We start from the raw sequence: 17,586 nt of genomic DNA, 5'->3' as shown, positions 1-17,586 counted from the left end.
GGCCGCCTCAGAACGGGAAGAAGATCGGGATCGCCGCCATGCCCGTGGCCCAGGTGATCAGGTTCAGCGGCAGGCCGACCTTCACGAAGTCCATGTAGCTGTAATTGCCCATTTGATAGACGAGCACGTTCGTCTGATAGCTGAAGGGCGTGGCGAAGGCGGCCGAGGCCGCCATCATCACCGCCACCAGAAACGGCCGCGCATCCACCCCCAGCGCCGCCGCTATGGCCACGGCTATGGGCGAGAACAGCACCGCCACCGTGGCGTTCGACAGGATGTCCGTCGCGAACAGCGTCACGCCGTAAAACACGAACAGCGCCGCCCACGGCCCATAGGGGCGGATCACGTCGATCAGGGCGTCGGCGCCCGCCTGGGCTAGGCCCGTCACCTCCAGCGACGAGCCGATGACCACCATGCCCGCGACCAACAACAGGATTTCAGGCCTCAGCCCGGCATAGGCCTCCTCGGCGGTGATCACCCGCATCAGGATCAGGGCCACCGCCCCGGCGAAGGCCGAGGCCGCAATGGGCGCCAGGCCAAAGGCCGAGGTGCCGACCACGGCGGCGAAAACGGCCAGAGACGCCAGGGCGCGCTTGAGCTCCAGCGGACGCTCAGCGCCTTTTTCATACAGATCGACATTGCCCAGCACCGCATCGCCCGACCCGCCGGGGCTGGCGCGCTGCTCCATCAGCCACGGCAGACGGAAGGACGACAGCAGGCTGCGCTTGCCCTTACCGGCCTCCTCGGCTTCCCGGCGCGCCGCCATTTCGGCCTCGTCGCGCGCGGCGGTCTTCTCCAGCACGCGCGAGCCGATGAAATACAGATAAAGGCCGCCGACCGTGGCGATGCACAGACCCACGCCCGTGATTTCAAACAGGGAGAAGACCGGCTGACCCGTATTGCGGGCCATGTCGCTGACCAGCAGATTGGTCGAGGTGCCGATCAGGGTCAGCAGCCCCCCCATGATGACCGCGTAGCTGAGCGGCATCAGGAATCGCTTGGGCGACAGGCCCAGCGACAGCGCCATGTCGCGGACCACCGGCGCCGCCAGCACCACCACCGGCGTGTTGTTGAGAAACCCGCCGACCGCCCCGCACAGGCCGATCACGATCCACACGGCGTGTCGCCCGAACAGGCGGGTCATGCCCTTGGCCTTGCGGATCAGCCAGGCCAGCAGGCCCGACAACTCCATGGCGTAGGCGATGACGAACAGCCCCGCCAGGGCCATGATGGCCGGGCTGGCGAAGGCGCCCTGAACCTCGACCGGGCGCACCACGCCGAACAGCAGCAGCGCCGCCGCGCCGCTGAGCGCCACCACATCGGAGCGCAGACGTCCATGGATCATCACCCCGACCACGACGACCAGGACGACGAGAGCGATAATCTGGTCCAGCGTCACCCGCGCAAGAGCCCCTGTTCCGCCAGACGCCGGACCCGTTCACGGGCCGGGGCGCCAATCCGTCATTCCCGTGTTAGGCTGCTTCCATGTCGATCACAACGACCCGTCTCGCCGCGCCGATCGCCCTGGCGGCCGCCCTGCCTCTTCTGGCGTCGTGCCAGAAGCCGTCCGAGCCCGCCGCGCCCGAAGCTCCGGCGCCCGCCCCGCCCACGGTCGTGCTGGACTCAACCCTGAACCGCGCCGCCCTGCTGGCCGCCCTGACCGAAGCGAGAACCGCCACGGCCGACGGCCGCGTCCGCGACGCGGCCCTGAGCGGACGGACCGTGTCGGTGCGCCTTCCTTTCGGATGCGAGGGCGCAGCACCGGCCGAACGGACGCAGCCGGGCCTGCCGGCGCTGGTGCGCGGCGACGACGGCAGCCTGATGCTGAGAGTTCTGCCCGAGGATCTCGCCACGTCCGGCCTGGTCGTCACCGCGGGCGCGGACGACGCGGCGCCTCCCAGTGCCTGGGAAGCGGTCGAAGGCTTCTGGATCGCCCGTCCCTGGAGCGGGCTGGAAACCTGTCGCCCCGGCGAGACCGCGCCGACGGCGCGCCAGCCAGCGCAAGACGCTGAAGCAGAAAGCAGGTCCGAGGCCGACGGTGTCGTTTCGTCTGCGGCTCAGGCGTCCGTTCAGACCGAACGCACCTCAGGACTGGCCGCCGTGTTCGAAACGGGCGGCTCGCGCCTGGGCCGCCGCCAGGGCCAGGCCTATGTCCATGTCATTCGGGGAGACAAGGGCGTCGCTCCGACGCCGGCGCCGGGCGGCTATGCGCTGCGGCTGGAGGGGCGGCTGACCGCCTTTGCGGACGGAAAGGCCGTGCACTGCGTCCAGAAGGACGCCGAAAGCCGTCCGGTCTGCGTCGCCGCCCTGCGGCTGGACCGGCTGGCCTTCGAGGATGGAGCCACGGGCGCCCTTCTCAGCGAATGGCGCCCGCGTTGAGCTGATGTCAGGCAGCGCCCAAAAGGGCGGCGCCGGCCAGGACGCCCAGCAGGATCAGGGTGACGCTGCCGGTGAAGACGACGACGCCTTCGAACGAGAAGCCCGAAGCGCGGGGATGCACGAGTTTCATGATTGAGTTCCTTTCGGCGGGGGAGATCCGAACGGTGTTAAGATAGGAAGCGCGACCGCGAACGACAAACCACGGTTCGGCTGCATCGCGTGAGCTTAACTCACCTGATCCGGGTCTGCGTCCCGATCGGGCCTCGATTCCGCCACGATCCAGTTGAGGAAGCGGCGCAGCTTCGGCTCATCGGCGCGTTCGGGCAGGACCACGGCCCAATAGGCCAGATCATTGGTCAGGGCGTGGTCGACCGGCTGGATCAGCCGCCCTTCGCGGAGCTCCTCCGCCGCCAGCGGCGCCGAGGTCAGGGCCACGCCCCGCCCCGACAGGGCGGCCTCCAGCGCCAGGTGGCTGTGGCTGAAGTGAGGGCCGCGCAGATGGTTCACGCGCGGATCCTCGACCCCGGCGCTTTCGAACCAGGCCTTCCAGCCCAGTCGGTTCGCATAGGGCATGTCGTGCCAGGTCTCGTGAATCAGCACCACGTCCAGCAGATCGGACGGCTGGTTCAACCGCCGCGCGGCGAAGGACGGGGCGCAGACCGGGATCAGCCGCTCATTGACCAGCCGCCGCGCCACCTTGCCCGGATAGGGGCCTTCGCCATAGCGCAGCGCTACGTCCGCCTCGCCGTTCGACAGGTCGGCGATGCGGTCCTCGGCGAAGACGATCAGGTCGAGGTCGGGATTGTCCTCGCTGAACCGGTGCAGACGCGGCGACAGCCATTTGCTGGCCAGGGACGGCAGGGCGCTGATCCGCAACTGGCGCGAACGGCCGGGCCGCACGGCGTCCAGCGCGCTTTCCAGCCGCTCGAAGGCGTCGGCGACGCCCTCGGCCAGGCGCACGCCGTCGGCGGTCAGCCGCACCGAGCGGTTGAAGCGGTCGAACAGGCGCAGGCCCAGCCGCATCTCCAGCGCCTTCACATGGCGGCTGACGGCGCCGGGGGTGACGCCCAGCTCCTCGGCCGCCTCACGGAAGCTGCCGTGGCGGGCCGCCGCGTCGAACGCCCGAAGCGCCACCAGCGGCGGGGTCGGGCGACGCTCGCTCATGGGCAGATCAGGGCTGGAGGCGGTAGCCGCCGGCGTCGGTCAACAGCAGCCGCGCCTGACCCGGCTCGGCCTCGATCTTCTGACGCAGGCGGTAGATGTGGGTTTCCAGCGTGTGGGTGGTGACCCCGGCGTTGTAGCCCCACACCTCGGTCAGCAGCTCTTCGCGCGACACCGGCTTGGCCCCGGCGCGATAGAGGTACTTCAGGATGTTGGTTTCCTTTTCCGTCAGCCGGACCTTCTTGCCCTTGTCGTCCACCATCAGCTTGGAGGCCGGACGGAACTCATAGGGGCCGACCTGGAAGACGGCGTCCTCGGACTGTTCGTGGCTGCGCAGATGGGCGCGGATGCGCGCCAGCAGGACGGCGAACCGGAAGGGCTTGGTGACGTAGTCGTTGGCGCCGGAGTCGAGGCCCAGAATGGCGTCGGAGTCCGACGACTGCGCCGTCAGCATGATGACCGGGGTCGAAATCCCGGCCTTGCGGATCAGGCGACAGGCCTCGCGGCCATCCATGTCGGGCAGGTCGACGTCCAGCAGGATGAGGTCGGCGCGCGCCTCCTTGGCCTGACGCACGCCGTCGGTCGCCGTCGCGGCCTGGGCCGGGCGGAATTCCTCGTGAAGCGCCAGCTGCTCGGCCAAGGCCTCGCGCAGGTCGTCGTCGTCGTCGATGATCAGAATGGTCTTGGGCGTGCGCATGGTCTCTTTAGAATGGCGAGGCTTGAGCCGAACGCCAAGGGCGCCGGACAGGATATTGCGTCCTAAGAGGGCGCCGGCGCTTTATTTCGTTCCCCGAACAGGGCCGAACCGACCCGAACATGGGTCGCGCCCGCCGCGATGGCTGCAAGATAATCGCCGCTCATGCCCATCGACAGCACGCCCAGGCCGTTGCGCGCTGCGATCGCGGCCAGCAGGGCGAAATGCGGAGCGGGGTCTTCATCAACAGGGGGAATGCACATCAGCCCCTCGACCTTCAGGCCGTATCGGTCGCGAGAGGCGGCGATCAGGGCGTCGGCCTCGTCGGGCAGAACCCCGGCCTTCTGCGGCTCGGCGCCGGTGTTGACCTGAACCAGCACGCTGGGGCGCCGCCCCGCCCGCGTCATGGCGGCCGCTAAAGCGGCGGCGAGCCGTTCGCGGTCCAGCGTCTCGATGACGTCGAACAGTTCGACCGCTTCCAGCGCCTTATTGGTCTGCAAAGGGCCGATCAGGCGCAGCTCCAGATCCGGCAGGGCGGCGCGCCGGGCCGCCCAGTGGCCTTGCGCCTCCTGCACGCGGTTCTCGCCGAACACGCGCTGGCCGGCGTCCAGCGCCGCCTGCAGCGCCTCGGGCCCTTGGGTCTTGGACACGGCGGTCAGCACCACCGAGGCCGGGTCGCGGCCGGCCGCCTTGGCCGCCTCGGCGATGCGGCCCCGCACCTGGGCGAAGCGGTCAGCGATGGACGAAACGGCGGCGGCGGGATTAGGGACGGTCATGATGCCCCTGTCTGACACCCTGTCCGAAGAAGCGCAAAGCCTGTGGGACGCCGCCCGCGCCCTGGCGCGCACGGCGCCGCAGGGCGGCCGCCCCCTGCCCCCTCTGCTGTTCTTCACCGACCCGGCGCGCACGCCCCGTCCGTGGGAGACGGCCGCCCGCCTGCCTGCCGGCGCAGGCGTGGTCTTCCGTCACTTCGGCGCCGCGGATCGACTGGAGACCGGACGGCGCCTGCGCGAGGCGACGCACAGGGCGGGGGTTTGGCTGCTGGTGGGACTGGACGTCGACCTGGCAGAGCAGATCGAGGCGGACGGCGTGCACCTGCCCGAGCGGGCGCTGTCGGCCGCCTGGTCCCTGTCGGGACGACGGCCGGACTGGCTGCTGACCGGGGCGGCCCATTCCCCGGAAGCCGTGCGGGCGGCGCGCGATCTGCACGCCCTTGTGCTGTCGCCGGTCTTTCCGGCGGGCGGCGCCTCATCGATCAAAGCGCCGCTGGGCGTAGAGGGATTTTCAGCCCTTGCCGCCCTAGCCCTCTGCCCGGTCTACGCCCTGGGCGGGATCACGGCGCTCAATGCGCCGCTATTGGCGGCGTCGGGGGCATCCGGCCTGGCGGGCGTGGAGGCGATCCAGACGGCTTTCGCCGGCTAGGGCTTAGAACTTGAAGATGGTCTCGAGCCGCACGCGCGGCGCGGCGCGGCGGTCGGCGGCGCTTTCGGGCGCGCGGGCCGGGTCGACTTCAGGCGAGGCCAGGTTGGCGGCGGCGCCGACGCGCAGGCGCGGGCTGAGGCGGTAATAGGCCCCGGCCTCGACATCGCCCCAGTCGGCTTCGCGGCCGACCGGCTGGTTCAGGTTGAAGTTCAGACCCCAGCGGCCGTTCTCGTTGAAGCGCAGGCCGCGGCGCTGGGCCGGGGTCGCAGGCGTGGTTGAGGACTGGGCGGCGATATCGCTGAGATTGACGGAAGGCGTGCGGGCGCGCGTCTGCGCCGAGGCGTCGTCCGCCATCCCGGCCAAGGCCAGGGCGCCCGCGCATGCAGCGATGACGGCGACGAAACGCATTCCACCTACCCAAAAAGACCGACTTGAGCCGTCGATCCGTTATTGACGAGCCGGAACCGTCCGACCTGGGGATAACATATGGACTCGCGCCCCGGGGTCAACGCATGGAAGCCCCGCGATCACGGTTCGGGGCGACTCCGGCGGCCCCTGTGGCGCCTGCGTCACGCCGTTCCGGCCTTTTGCCGTCGATATTGGCGGCCAGGAACGCCGGTTCGCCTTGTCATAGCCCCTTTTGGGCGTGTTATAGAGCGTCGCTGCGGCGCGTGCGCGCGCGGTCTCTTTCGATAATCGCCCCTCGGGGGCCTTTCGGAAGCGCCCGGCGTACGTCGTCCACCCCTTTACGGAGACTATGGAATGGCTCTTGTTCGCGGCGCTGCGGTCGCCCTGATCGCCTCGGGACTGCTGCTCGGCGGCTGCTCCAGCCTGCCCTTCGTCGGCGGCGGCTCCAAGGCCAAGACGCCCAGCATGGAAGCCCAGCTGGGCATCGGCGTGAACGCCTATCTGTGGCGCGCCACCCTGGACACTCTGTCCTTCATGCCGCTGGCCAGCGCCGACCCCTGGGGCGGGGTGGTGAACTATGACTGGTACGTCAATCCGCAGACGCCGAACGAGCGTTTCAAGGCCACCGTCTTCATCCTGGACCGCCGTCTGCGCGCCGACGCCCTGAACGTCGCCGTGACCAAGGAAGTCAAGGACGCCTCGGGCGGCTGGGTTTCGGCCCCGGTCGCGGCCCAGACCGAAACCGATCTGGAGAACGCCATCCTGACCAAGGCGCGCCAGCTCAACCTCGCCAACGCGGCCCGTCGCTAAGGCGCCGCCTCTCCTCCCCTTCGCCGTTCAACGCAGACCTCAGGGCCGCCTCAAGCTTCGCGCCTGAGGCGAGACCTCAGGATACGCCGTGGCCCGCTACGAGCCCAAGACAGCCGAACCCCGCCAGCAGGCCCGATGGGCCGAGGCCGACGCCTTCTCGGTGTCCAACGCCGACACCGGCCGTCCGAAATACTATGTGCTGGAGATGTTCCCCTATCCGTCGGGCAACATCCACATGGGCCACGCCCGCAACTACGTCATGGGCGACGTCGTGGCGCGCTGGAAGCGGGCGCAGGGCTTCGACGTGCTGCACCCGATGGGCTGGGACGCCTTCGGCATGCCGGCCGAGAACGCGGCCATGGAGCGCGGCGTCCACCCCGGCGACTGGACCTGGTCCAACATCGCCACGATGCGCGACCAGCTGAAGCTTCTGGGCCTGTCGCTGGACTGGTCGCGCGAGTTCGCCACCTGCGACCCCGAATACTATGGCAAGCAGCAGGCCTGGTTCCTGGAGCTGTTCAAGCGCGGCCTGGTCTATCGCAAGGACGGCGTGGTCAACTGGGACCCGGTCGACAACACCGTCCTGGCCAATGAGCAGGTCATCGACGGCCGCGGCTGGCGCTCGGGCGCCGTGGTCGAAAAGCGCAAGCTGAACCAGTGGTTCCTGCGCATTACTCAGTATGCGGACGATCTGATCGACGGCCTGGCCGAGCTGGAAGGGCGCTGGCCTGAAAAGGTCCGCCTGATGCAGGAGAACTGGATCGGCCGGTCCAAGGGTCTGCAGATGAAGTGGGCCTGGGCGGGCGCCGCCCCGGCTGGTTTAGATGACGGACTGGAGATCTACACCACCCGCCCCGACACATTGTTCGGCGCCAGCTTCATGGGTCTGGCCCCCGATCATCCGATCTCGAAGCAACTGGCCGAGGCCGACCCCAAGGTCGCCGCCTTCGTCGCCGAATGCCGCAAGGGCGGCGCCAGCCAGGCCGACATCGAACAGGCCGAGAAGATCGGCTGGGATACGGGGCTGAAGGTCATCCACCCCTTCACCGGCGCCGAGGTTTCGGTCTGGATCGCCAACTTCATTCTGTCCGACTACGGAACGGGCGCCATCTTCGCCTGTCCGGCGCATGACCAGCGCGACCTGGACTTCGCCCGCAAATACGACCTGCCGGTGATCCCGGTCGTCCGCCCCGAAGGCGCGGGCGACGAGTTCGCCGTGGCCGACGAGGCCTATACCGGCCCGGGCGTCATCTTCCATTCCGACTTCCTGAACGGCCTGGACATCGAGGCCGCCAAGGCCGAGGCCATCCGCCGGATCGAGGCCGCCGGAACCGGCCAGGGCGCGACCATCTATCGTCTGCGCGACTGGGGCGTCAGCCGTCAGCGCTACTGGGGCTGTCCCATCCCGGTCATCCACTGCGAGGCCTGCGGCGTCGTGCCGGTCCCGGCCGACCAGCTGCCGGTCGAACTGCCCAAGGACGTCACCTTCGACGTGCCGGGCAATCCGCTGGACCGTCACCCGACCTGGAAGCATGTCGACTGTCCGTCATGCGGCGCCGCCGCCCGGCGCGAGACCGACACGCTGGACACCTTCGTGGACTCCAGCTGGTATTTCGCCCGCTTCGCCGATCCCAAGGCGGCCGAGCCGATCAACAAGGCCGCCGCCGCCAAATGGCTGCCGGTCGATCAATATATCGGCGGCGTCGAGCACGCCGTCCTGCACCTGCTCTACGCCCGCTTCATCACCCGCGCCCTGTCGGACGCAGGCCTGATGGACGTAAAGGAGCCGTTCGCTGGGCTGTTCACCCAAGGGATGGTGGTCCACGAGACCTATTTCGACGGTCATGAAGACAGCGGCAAGCCGCGCTGGGTCGAGCCGTCCGACGTGCGCATCGAGACGGTGGACGGCCAGCGCGTCGCCACCCGCCTGTCCACCGGCGCCGCCGTGACGATCGGCGACATCGAAAAGATGTCCAAGTCGAAGAAGAACGTGGTCGCGCCCCAGGACATCATCGCCGCCTATGGCGTGGACGCCGGCCGCCTGTTCATCCTGTCGGACAGCCCGCCCGAGCGCGACATCCAGTGGTCCACCGGCGGGGTCGAGGGCGCCGCCCGCTTCGTGCAGCGCGTCTGGGGCGAATACGCCTCATACGACGCCGCCGCTCCGGCCAACGCCGATGTGGACGCCGCCCTGATCCGCGAGACGCACAAGGCGATCAAGGCCGTCAGCGAGGGCGTCGAGCACTTCCGCTTCAACTCGGCCGTGGCCAAGCTCTACGCCTTCCTGGCCACCATCCGCCAGCACGACAAGGCGGGCGCCGAGGCGAAGAAGACCGCCCTGTCCGCCCTGGCGCGGCTGATGGCGCCCTTCACCCCGCACCTGGCCGAGGAATGCTGGACCCAGCTGGGCGAGGCCGGAATGGTTCTGGACGCGCCCTGGCCCGTCTATGACCCGGCCCTGGCCGCCGACGACCAGGTCACCCTGCCCGTCCAGATCGGCGGCAAGCGTCGCGGCGAGGTCGTTCTGCCGCGCGGTGCGGACAATGCGACGGTCGAGGCCGCGGCCCTCGCCAATCCGACGGTTCAGGCCTACCTTGCCGCCAACAACCTCAGCATCCGCAAGGTGGTCGTCGTGCCTGACCGTATCGTCAATCTGGTGGCCGGCTGATGCGCAGCGGGCGTCGTCTCCTGCTGGCGCTGGCCGGGACGGTTCTGCTGGCCGGTTGCGGCTTCACGCCCCTGTATGGCGAAGCGGGGGTCAGCGGCGCCCTGTCGCGCATCGCCGTAACGACGCCCGACGACCGGCTGGGTTATCGCCTGCGCGAACAGCTGGAGGACGCCTTCGGACGCGACGGCGCCCAGGCGCCGCTTTATCGCCTGGCGACCGAGGTCGAGCACAAGCGCCGCCCGCTGGGCCGCCGCATCGACGACACGGCCAGCCGCTATGAACTGACCGTCAGGGCCGCCTGGTCCCTGACCCCCGTCGCAGGCGGCGAAACCCTCAAGGGCGTGCAGACCACCACCATCACCTACGCCGCCGCCGACCAGCCCTACGCCGCCATCGCCGCCCAGCAGGACGGCGAGGACCGCGCCGCCGCCGATCTGGCCCGACTGATCCGCCTGGACATGATGCGCGTCCTGGCGGGGCGTTGAAGGCCGGCGCATGATCCTGTCCCGGCGGCCTGACGTCGACCGCTTTCTGAAGGCGCCGGACGCCGGCGTTCGCGCCGCCGTCATCCACGGCAAGGACCGCTCGGGCGTGACCGAACGCGCCCTGACGCTGTGCAAGACGATCACGCCGGATCTGAACGACCCGTTCAACGTCACCCTGCTGACCGAAGCCGATATCGACGGCGACCCGGTTCGGCTGGAAGAGGCCCTGACGGCGCTGAGCATGATCGGCGGGCGGCGTCTGGTGCGGGTGCGCATGGGCGACGCCAAGGGCGGCGTCGACAAGGCCGTGGCCGCCGCCCTGAGCGCCCACGCCGAGGGCGCCTACAACCCCGACGCCATGCTGGTGATCGAGGCCGGGGCGCTAGGCCGCGAATCCGCCCTGCGCAAGGCCGCCGAAAAGGCCCAGGGCGCGGTGGCCATCGCCTGTTATGAGGACGAGGTCGGCGATGTCGCCCGCATGACGCGCGAGGCCTTGGGCGCCGATAAGGTGGGCCTGACCTCGGACGCGCTGGATCGCTTCGTCGCCCGCCTGCCCCGCGAACGCGGCCTGATGCGCCAGGAGATCGAACGGCTGATCCTCTACATCGGCCCCGGCTCGGGCCGCACCATCGACGTGGAGGAGCTGGACGCCCACCTGGGCGTCGAGCCCGACGCCTCCCTGTCCGACGCCGCCCTACAGGCGTTCGGCGGCCGCCCCGGCCCCGCGCAGGCGGGCCTGCGCCGCGCCCTGGCCGAGGGCGAAAGCGCCGTCATGGCTGTGCGCATGACCTCGCTTCATCTCGGAAAGCTGCGCCGGATCAATATCCTGCAGGCCAACGGCGCCGGCGCCAAGGAGGCCGCCAAGGCCGCCGGCGTCTTCTGGAAGCAGGAGGCGGAAATGCTGCGCCAGGCGCGCGGGTGGCGCCTCGAACTGCTCGACGAGGTGCAGGACAGCGTCAACACCGCCGACGTCATGACCAAGACCACGGGCATGCCCGAGGCGCTGATCGCCGAACGCCTGCTGCTGGAAATCGCCGCCCGCGCCAAGCGCATGGGGCTTTAAGCGCCGCCCTAACGCGCTTCGCGCTGTTTGAGGGCTAGGCTTTCCTCCCCATGCAATGAGGAGGGGGACCGCGTAGCGGTGGAGGGGCTTCTCCGGCGGACCCAAGCAGCCCCTCCGTCTCGTCGCCTTCGGCGTCGATCCACCTCCCCACAAGGTGGGGAGGAGACGCCGCGTCAGCCGCGCTTCGATGCGCGCCGGAAGGCCGGCTTGTTCTGCGCCACAGACTGGCGCTGCATGGATTTCTCGGTCGTGGCGGCGCCGGCCGCCCCGCCGAAGGCGCCCGTATTGCGGCTCGTCGCCTGCTTGGCCGCCAGGGCGCGTTTCAGCGCATCTGCAGCGCTCGGTTTTTCAGTTTTCTCAGTCATGGCGCCACCCTAACACGAACGGCGCCGGAAAGAGCCTCTTAGCCGCGCATCAGGCGGCGGCACAGGTCGTCCAACTGCTCCAGGGTGCCGTATTTGACGGTGATCTCGCCCTTGCCGCCCTTGTCGGCCAGCGAAACCTTCAGACCCAGGGCGTCGGACAGATCCTGCTCCAGGGCGGCGATGTCGGCTGCGCCCTCCCCGTTCGGCGCGGGTCGGACCTTGGGCGTCTTCGGGCCGTCGGCCGCACGACGAGCCAGGGCCTCGGTCTGGCGCACGTTCAGGCCCTTGGCGATGACCTCCGCCGCCAGCTGTTCGGCGTTCGGGGCGGTGATCAGGGCGCGCGCGTGGCCGGCCGACAGCTCGCCGCGCACCACATGCTCGCGCACCGACTCGGGCAGTTGCAGCAGGCGCAGGGTGTTGGCCACGTGGCTGCGGCTCTTGCCCACCACGCCCGCCAGGGCGTCCTGGGTGCGGCCGAAACGCTCCATCAGCACGGCGTAGGCGTTGGCCTCTTCCATCGGGTTCAGATCGGCGCGCTGGACGTTTTCGATCACGCCGACTTCCAGCACCTCGATGTCGTCCATCTCGCGCACGACGATCGGCACCTGGGTCAGCCGGGCGGCCTGGGCGGCGCGCCAGCGGCGTTCGCCGGCGATGATCTGCCACACGCCCGCTTCGCCCGGCTGCGACCGCACGAGGATCGGCTGCAGCACGCCCTTGTCGCGGATCGAGGCCGTCAGTTCGTCCAGATCGGTCTTGGCGAAGATCTTGCGCGGCTGATCGGGATTGGGCTTCAGCGCCTCGATGGGCGCGCGCTGCACGCCTGCGGGCGCCGGGCCGGCCGCATCGACGGCGACCGCTTCCTGCGCGTTTTCACCCAAAAGCGCCGAGAGACCCCGGCCCAGACCACGCTGACGTTCAGACAAGATGCTGTTTCCGTTTACTTATCAGTTTGATCAGGCCGCGATGGCCTGACGACGTTGGCGCTCGCGCGCGACCAGTTCACGCGCCAGCTTCAGATAGGCCTGACTGCCCGCGCACTTCAGATCGTAGATCAAGGCCGGCTTGCCGAACGACGGCGCCTCGGACACCCGCACGTTCCGGGGAATGACGCTGTCATAGACCTTGTCGCCGAAATGAGCGCGCACATCGGCCGCCACCTGGCCGGACAGGGCGTTGCGGCGGTCATACATGGTCAGGACCAGGCCCTGGATCTCCAGCGCCGGGTTCAGGCTCTGGCGCACCATCTCGATGGTCCGCATCAGCTGGGTCAGACCCTCCAGGGCGAAGAATTCGCACTGCAGCGGTACCAGAACGGCGTCGGCCGCGGCCATCGCATTCAGCGTCAGCAGGTTCAGGGACGGCGGGCAATCAATCAGGACATAGCCATACCGGGAATGACCATTGCCGCCCTGCTTCGCCAGGGCGTCGCGTAGCCGATAGGAGCGGCGATCGGACTGGCTCAGCTCGATCTCGACGCCCGACATGTCTGGGTCGGCGGTGACGATGAACAGGCCAGGCACGGCGGTTTCGATCGCAGCCTCGTCGACGGGGCGGCCGTCGACGATAACGTCATAGATGGTCACCCGCCGTGTTTCACGTGGAACACCTAGGCCGGTCGAGGCATTGCCCTGCGGGTCCATGTCCACGATCAGCACCTTCTCGCCGATCGCGGCCAGCGCCGTGCCGAGATTGATGGCGGTCGTGGTCTTGCCTACGCCGCCCTTCTGGTTGGAAACCGCCAGAACGCGGGTGCCATGAACCGAGGACGGCTTAACGGACTCAACGGACACGGCGAAGACCCCTCAGTGAAACGATGCGGCCGCGCGGATCGCTGCGCGAGACAGCGAGCTCGGCTTCAAACTGCCAGACCCGACGGGCCTCTTTCAACTCAGCCTCGGCCTTCTCTCCCTTGAGGAACAGACCTTTTGCACCGCGTTGGAAGTAGGGCTGTGCATAACCCAACAGCTTCTCCATCGCCGCGACGGCCCGCGCCGTTACGACATCAACCGCGATCGCCTGCTCCTCGGCTCGGCCGTCGACCACGGTGGCGGGCAATTCCAGGGCGTCGACAATGGTCTGCAGGAAACGGCAGCGCTTGCCGAGGCTGTCGACCAGCCAGACGTGGGCGCCTGGCCTGCCCTTCAGCAAGATCGCCAAGACCACGCCCGGAAAGCCCGCCCCGGCGCCCAGATCGGCCCAGGTCTTCGCCTCTGGCGCGAGATCCAGAAGCTGGGCGCTGTCCCAGGCGTGGCGGTTCCAGAAATCGGGGATGGTGTCCGGCCCGACCAGGTTCATGACCTCGTTCGCCTCGGCCAGCATGGCCAGGAAGGTCGTCAGGTCAGCGATGTGTGCGTCGCTGGCCCCGGTCTGGGCGCGAAAGGCGTCGATAGCGTCCGACATCAGGCGACGACCGCCGCGAGATCTGCGTCCACGTCCTTCACCTTCTTCACGTGAGCCAGAAGCGCCGTCAGCGCGCCCGGCGTCATACCTTCGATCCGGCCGGCCTGCCCCAGCGTCAGGGGACGGATCATGGCCAGCTTCTCGCGGACCTCATTCGACAGGGCGCCGATGGCGGCATAGTCAAGGTCGCGTGGCAGGGCGAGCCCCTCCTCCCGTCTCAGCGCCTCGGCGTCCTGGGCCTGACGGTCGAGATAGCCGGCATAGACGGCGTCGATCTCGACCTGCTCGCGCACCGCGGCGGGCCAGTCGGCGATTTCGGGGTGGATCGCAGTGAAGTGATCCAGGGTTACGTTCGGGAAGGCCAGCAGGTCGCGGATCGAGCGACGCTGACCATCGGCGTTGACCGTGATTCCCAGCGCCCCCGCCTCCTTGGGCGTGAACAGCGTTTCACGTGAAACACGATTGGCTGCGCCCAGAAGGTCCGCCTTCTCCCGCCAAATCTTGGCCCGCTCTGCGCCGACGATACCCGTTTCCATTCCGATCGGCGTCAGCCGCTGATCAGCATTGTCGGCGCGCAAGGTCAGACGATACTCGGCCCGGCTGGTGAACATGCGATAAGGCTCGGTCACGCCGCGCGTCACCAGATCGTCGACCATCACGCCGATATAGGCCTGATCTCGGCCGAGGATCAGCGGATCAGAACCGGCGGCGGCGCGGGCGGCGTTCAGGCCGGCGATCAGCCCTTGCGCGCCAGCCTCCTCATAGCCGGTCGTACCGTTGATCTGGCCGGCCAGATACAGGCCATGCCGCTTCTTGACCTCCAGCGCCGGGGTCAGCTCCCGCGGATCGACATAGTCGTACTCGATGGCGTAGCCGAAGCGGAACACCTCGACCTGCTCCAGACCCGGCATGGTGTGCAGGAAGGCCAGCTGAGTCGCATCGGACACCGAGGTCGAGATGCCGTTCGGATAGACGCTGGGATCATCCAGACCTTCCGGTTCCAGGAACACCTGGTGGCTGGTCTTGTCGGCGAAGCGCACCACCTTGTCCTCGATCGAGGGGCAGTAGCGTGGGCCGCGCCCGGACAGCCGGCCGCCATAGACCGCGCTTTCGCCGAGGTTATCAGCGATGATGCGGTGCGTCTCTTCGGTCGTGTGGGTCACGCCGCAGGCGATCTGGGGCACCTCAATGCGGTCGGTCAGGAAGCTGAAGGGCGCGGGCTGGTCGTCCGCCGCCTGCATCTCCAGCCGCTCCCAGGCGATGGTGCGGCCGTCCAGGCGCGCGGGCGTGCCGGTCTTGAGCCGGCCCATCATCAGCTCAGCGGCGTGCAGGTCGCCCGCCAGGCCCGTCGAGGGATCCTCGCCATAACGGCCGGCCGGAATGCGCAGGTCGCCGCGATGGATGACGCCGTTGAGGAAGGTGCCGGTCGTCAGCACCGCGGCGCCGGCGCGGATGGTCTCCCCTGCCCCGGTCTTGACGCCGACCACCCGGTCGCCGTTCAGGATCAGCCCCTCGGCCGTGCCCGCCATCAAGGTCAGGTTGGGATAGTCCGCCAGTTCGGCCTGCATGGCCTCACGGTACAGGCGCCGGTCGATCTGGCTGCGCGGGCCGCGCACGGCGGCGCCCTTGGACCGGTTCAACATGCGGAATTGAATGCCCGACACGTCGGCGAGACGGCCCATGAGGCCGTCCAGGGCGTCGATCTCGCGCACCAGATGGCCCTTGCCCAGGCCGCCGATCGCCGGGTTGCAGCTCATCTCGCCGATGGTCTCCAGCTTCTGGGTCAGAAGCAGGGTGCGGGCGCCCGCGCGGGCAGCGGCCGTCGCAGCCTCGCAACCGGCGTGGCCGCCGCCGATGACGACGACGTCGAAGGTGTGATCGCAGCTCGAACTCATGGCGTTCACATAGTCCATCTGGACCGAAATCGCCACCGGCTGAGGAACCGTTGTTTCACGTGAAACAGGCGAAAGCCGGGCCTATTTGCCGATGCAGAAAGAGGAGAAGACCTCGCCCAGGATGTCCTCGACGCCGATGGCGCCGGTGACCCGAGCCAAGGCGTCAGCGGCGCGCCGCAGGTCGTCGCCGGCCATTTCCGGCGCCAGATCGAGCGCCCGGCGGCCCTCCTCGACGGCAGCCAAAGCCTCGGCCAGGCGGCGGCGATGGCGTTCACGCGTGACGGCCGGGAAGTCAGCGCCGGACAGGTCGCGCGCCAGCCGGGCCGCGATCCACTGATGCAGTTCGGCCAGCCCCTGCCCCGTCGCCGTGCTGACGCTCACGGCTTCGAGGTCCGGAGCCGGCGCCACGGCGCCCAGATCGGCCTTGTTCAGCACCTGAAGATCGGAGGGGCGCACGAAGGCGGCTGCCGGGTCCTCGGCGCCTTCGGTGGAGGGCGAGCGGACCCACAGGCGCAGATCGGCGCCCTCGGCGCGCGCACGGGCGCGGCGGATGCCCTCGGCCTCGACCGGATCGTCGCTGTCGCGCAGACCGGCCGTGTCAGACAGGGTGACGGCGTAACCGCCGATCATGATGTCGGCGTCCAGCACGTCGCGCGTCGTCCCGGCGATGGGGGTGACGATGGCCGCTTCGCGCGCCACCAGGGCATTGAACAGGGACGACTTGCCCGCGTTGGTCTCGCCGATCAGGACGATACGATAGCCCTCGCGCACCCGCCGCCCGCGATCGGAATCGGCCAGGGCTGCGCGAAGATCGGTCGCCAGAGCGTCCAGAACCGGTCCGGCCGTGCGCGCCAGATTGTCAGGCACTTCCTCGTCCGGGAAGTCGATCTCGGCCTCGACCAGCGACAGGGCCTTCAACAGGTCGCGGCGGAATCCGGCGTAGGCGGCGGACAGGGCGCCGTCGAGCTGGCCCAGGGCCTGAGATTTCTGGGCGTCCGTTTCAGCGTCGATGAGGTCAGCGACCGCCTCGGCCTGGGCCAGATCCATGCGGCCGTTCTGAAAGGCGCGACGGGTGAACTCGCCCGGCTCGGCGGGACGCAGGCCAAGCCCGATCAGGGCGGTGCTGGCCGCCTCGACGACGGCGCGGCCGCCGTGCAGGTGCAGCTCGGCCGAGTCCTCGCCGGTATAGGAGCGCGGGGCGACGAAGCGCAATACCAGGGCCTCGTCGATCAGACGGCCGTCGTGGCGCAGGCTGCGCACCGAGGCCAAGCGCGGCGCCAGCCCCCCTGCCCCCATCGCTGCTAGGGCGGCCTCCGTGCCCGGGCCCGACAGGCGCAGGATGGCGACGGCGCCGCGGCCCGGCGGCGTGGCGAGGGCGAAGATGGTGTCGATCATACCTTCTCCTCCCCATTCCATGGGGAGGGGGACCACGAAGTGGTGGAGGGGCCAGCGCGGAAGGAAACGGCCCCTCCGTCTCGTCGGCTGCGCCGCCGATCCACCTCCCCACTTCGTAGGGAGGAGAACAGGAGCCTCACGGCTTGGGCGCGCCCGTGACCGCGGCTTCCATCAGGCGGCGGAACTGGTCCTGAGCCTGAACGCCGAAGCTGGTCCAGGTCTTCATCAGTTCGTCGGGCTGCATGGCGGCCATGTTGGCGTCCATGCGCTTCTGCATTTCCGCGACCAGATGGTCGTTGAGCGGCGCCACGTCCGGAAGGCCCAGGAAGGCGCGAGCCTCGGCCGGGGTGCAGTCGATCTCAATGTTCAGCTTCATGACCCGCGCTCCTGTTTCACGTGAAACAGGCCCTCAAGCAGCCGCCCGCCGCGCGGGCGGCG

Annotated in this window: 19 protein-coding genes; 6 read left to right on the top strand and 13 right to left on the bottom strand. The window is 69.0% G+C overall.

The genetic code is table 11. From position 1 onward, the window contains the following. Positions 1-7: 7 nt before the first annotated feature. On the bottom strand, positions 8-1,399 hold the full coding sequence (locus ACLBV5_RS08535; protein ID WP_447605403.1) for an SLC13 family permease: 1,392 nt from the start codon (positions 1,397-1,399) through the stop codon (positions 8-10). Positions 1,400-1,485: 86 nt separating this feature from the next. Between ACLBV5_RS08535 and ACLBV5_RS08530 the strand changes: the two genes are divergently transcribed. After that, positions 1,486-2,379 (top strand): hypothetical protein, encoded by an 894-nt coding sequence (locus ACLBV5_RS08530; protein WP_447605402.1) that lies wholly within the window; start codon positions 1,486-1,488, stop codon positions 2,377-2,379. Positions 2,380-2,386: 7 nt separating this feature from the next. On the opposite strand, the gene ACLBV5_RS08525 is transcribed toward ACLBV5_RS08530, so the two are convergent. The 4 genes from ACLBV5_RS08525 to ACLBV5_RS08510 form a co-directional block, all read right to left on the bottom strand. Beyond that, positions 2,387-2,509 (bottom strand): hypothetical protein, encoded by a 123-nt coding sequence (locus tag ACLBV5_RS08525; protein WP_003168275.1) that lies wholly within the window; start codon positions 2,507-2,509, stop codon positions 2,387-2,389. Positions 2,510-2,604: 95 nt separating this feature from the next. Further along, a complete protein-coding gene (gene gcvA / locus ACLBV5_RS08520) occupies positions 2,605-3,543 on the bottom strand; it encodes a transcriptional regulator GcvA (RefSeq protein WP_447605401.1) in 939 nt (312 codons plus the stop codon). Between the two features lie 7 nt (positions 3,544-3,550). Further along, complete coding sequence (locus ACLBV5_RS08515) at positions 3,551-4,237, bottom strand: response regulator transcription factor (RefSeq protein WP_003168277.1); 687 nt, start codon at positions 4,235-4,237, stop codon at positions 3,551-3,553. Between the two features lie 62 nt (positions 4,238-4,299). Further along, positions 4,300-5,010 (bottom strand): YggS family pyridoxal phosphate-dependent enzyme, encoded by a 711-nt coding sequence (locus tag ACLBV5_RS08510; protein WP_447605400.1) that lies wholly within the window; start codon positions 5,008-5,010, stop codon positions 4,300-4,302. Between ACLBV5_RS08510 and ACLBV5_RS08505 the strand changes: the two genes are divergently transcribed. Next, complete coding sequence (locus tag ACLBV5_RS08505; RefSeq protein ID WP_447605399.1) at positions 5,009-5,656, top strand: thiamine phosphate synthase; 648 nt, start codon at positions 5,009-5,011, stop codon at positions 5,654-5,656. The genes ACLBV5_RS08510 and ACLBV5_RS08505 overlap by 2 nt on opposite strands. A gap of 3 nt (positions 5,657-5,659) precedes the next feature. Here the strand turns inward: ACLBV5_RS08505 and ACLBV5_RS08500 are convergent, their stop codons facing one another. Continuing rightward, complete coding sequence (locus ACLBV5_RS08500; RefSeq protein WP_025976440.1) at positions 5,660-6,064, bottom strand: NtrZ family periplasmic regulatory protein; 405 nt, start codon at positions 6,062-6,064, stop codon at positions 5,660-5,662. Positions 6,065-6,418: 354 nt separating this feature from the next. Between ACLBV5_RS08500 and ACLBV5_RS08495 the strand changes: the two genes are divergently transcribed. The 4 genes from ACLBV5_RS08495 (at position 6,419) to holA (ending at position 11,090) form a co-directional block, all read left to right on the top strand. Next, positions 6,419-6,874 (top strand): DUF3576 domain-containing protein, encoded by a 456-nt coding sequence (locus ACLBV5_RS08495; RefSeq protein WP_025976439.1) that lies wholly within the window; start codon positions 6,419-6,421, stop codon positions 6,872-6,874. Positions 6,875-6,962: 88 nt separating this feature from the next. Next, positions 6,963-9,542, top strand: a complete 2,580-nt coding sequence (leuS, locus tag ACLBV5_RS08490; protein ID WP_447605398.1) for a leucine--tRNA ligase — start codon at positions 6,963-6,965, stop codon at positions 9,540-9,542. Further along, positions 9,542-10,027, top strand: a complete 486-nt coding sequence (gene lptE / locus ACLBV5_RS08485) for an LPS assembly lipoprotein LptE (RefSeq protein WP_312447941.1) — start codon at positions 9,542-9,544, stop codon at positions 10,025-10,027. Before leuS ends, lptE begins: the two co-directional genes overlap by 1 nt. A gap of 10 nt (positions 10,028-10,037) precedes the next feature. Then, positions 10,038-11,090, top strand: coding sequence for a DNA polymerase III subunit delta (gene holA / locus ACLBV5_RS08480; RefSeq protein ID WP_303704913.1), 1,053 nt, complete (start codon positions 10,038-10,040; stop codon positions 11,088-11,090). A gap of 173 nt (positions 11,091-11,263) precedes the next feature. On the opposite strand, the gene ACLBV5_RS08475 is transcribed toward holA, so the two are convergent. The 7 genes from ACLBV5_RS08475 to ACLBV5_RS08445 all read right to left on the bottom strand — a co-directional run bounded on the left by ACLBV5_RS08475 (position 11,264) and on the right by ACLBV5_RS08445 (position 17,524). Beyond that, complete coding sequence (locus ACLBV5_RS08475) at positions 11,264-11,455, bottom strand: hypothetical protein (protein ID WP_025976435.1); 192 nt, start codon at positions 11,453-11,455, stop codon at positions 11,264-11,266. A gap of 38 nt (positions 11,456-11,493) precedes the next feature. Further along, positions 11,494-12,381 carry a ParB/RepB/Spo0J family partition protein gene (locus ACLBV5_RS08470; protein ID WP_134581956.1) on the bottom strand — a complete coding sequence of 296 codons (888 nt, stop codon included), beginning with the start codon at positions 12,379-12,381 and terminating at the stop codon, positions 11,494-11,496. A 30-nt stretch (positions 12,382-12,411) separates the two neighbouring features. Continuing rightward, a complete protein-coding gene (locus ACLBV5_RS08465; RefSeq protein ID WP_447605397.1) occupies positions 12,412-13,248 on the bottom strand; it encodes a ParA family protein in 837 nt (278 codons plus the stop codon). Further along, positions 13,238-13,858, bottom strand: a complete 621-nt coding sequence (gene rsmG / locus ACLBV5_RS08460; RefSeq protein WP_447605396.1) for a 16S rRNA (guanine(527)-N(7))-methyltransferase RsmG — start codon at positions 13,856-13,858, stop codon at positions 13,238-13,240. Before rsmG ends, ACLBV5_RS08465 begins: the two co-directional genes overlap by 11 nt. Continuing rightward, positions 13,858-15,771: a tRNA uridine-5-carboxymethylaminomethyl(34) synthesis enzyme MnmG gene (gene mnmG / locus ACLBV5_RS08455; RefSeq protein WP_447605478.1), complete on the bottom strand. Its 1,914-nt coding sequence runs from the start codon at positions 15,769-15,771 to the stop codon at positions 13,858-13,860. The genes rsmG and mnmG overlap by 1 nt, the downstream gene beginning before the upstream one ends. A gap of 63 nt (positions 15,772-15,834) precedes the next feature. After that, positions 15,835-17,148 (bottom strand): tRNA uridine-5-carboxymethylaminomethyl(34) synthesis GTPase MnmE, encoded by a 1,314-nt coding sequence (gene mnmE / locus ACLBV5_RS08450; protein ID WP_447605395.1) that lies wholly within the window; start codon positions 17,146-17,148, stop codon positions 15,835-15,837. A gap of 136 nt (positions 17,149-17,284) precedes the next feature. Next, complete coding sequence (locus tag ACLBV5_RS08445; protein ID WP_312447960.1) at positions 17,285-17,524, bottom strand: DUF6489 family protein; 240 nt, start codon at positions 17,522-17,524, stop codon at positions 17,285-17,287. Between the last annotated feature and the right edge of the window lie 62 nt (positions 17,525-17,586).

It is taken from the genome of Brevundimonas sp. M1A4_2e (assembly GCF_053345555.1).
The sequence above is the reverse complement of the archived record's forward strand: the minus strand, read 5'-3'. Positions and strand labels throughout refer to the sequence as shown.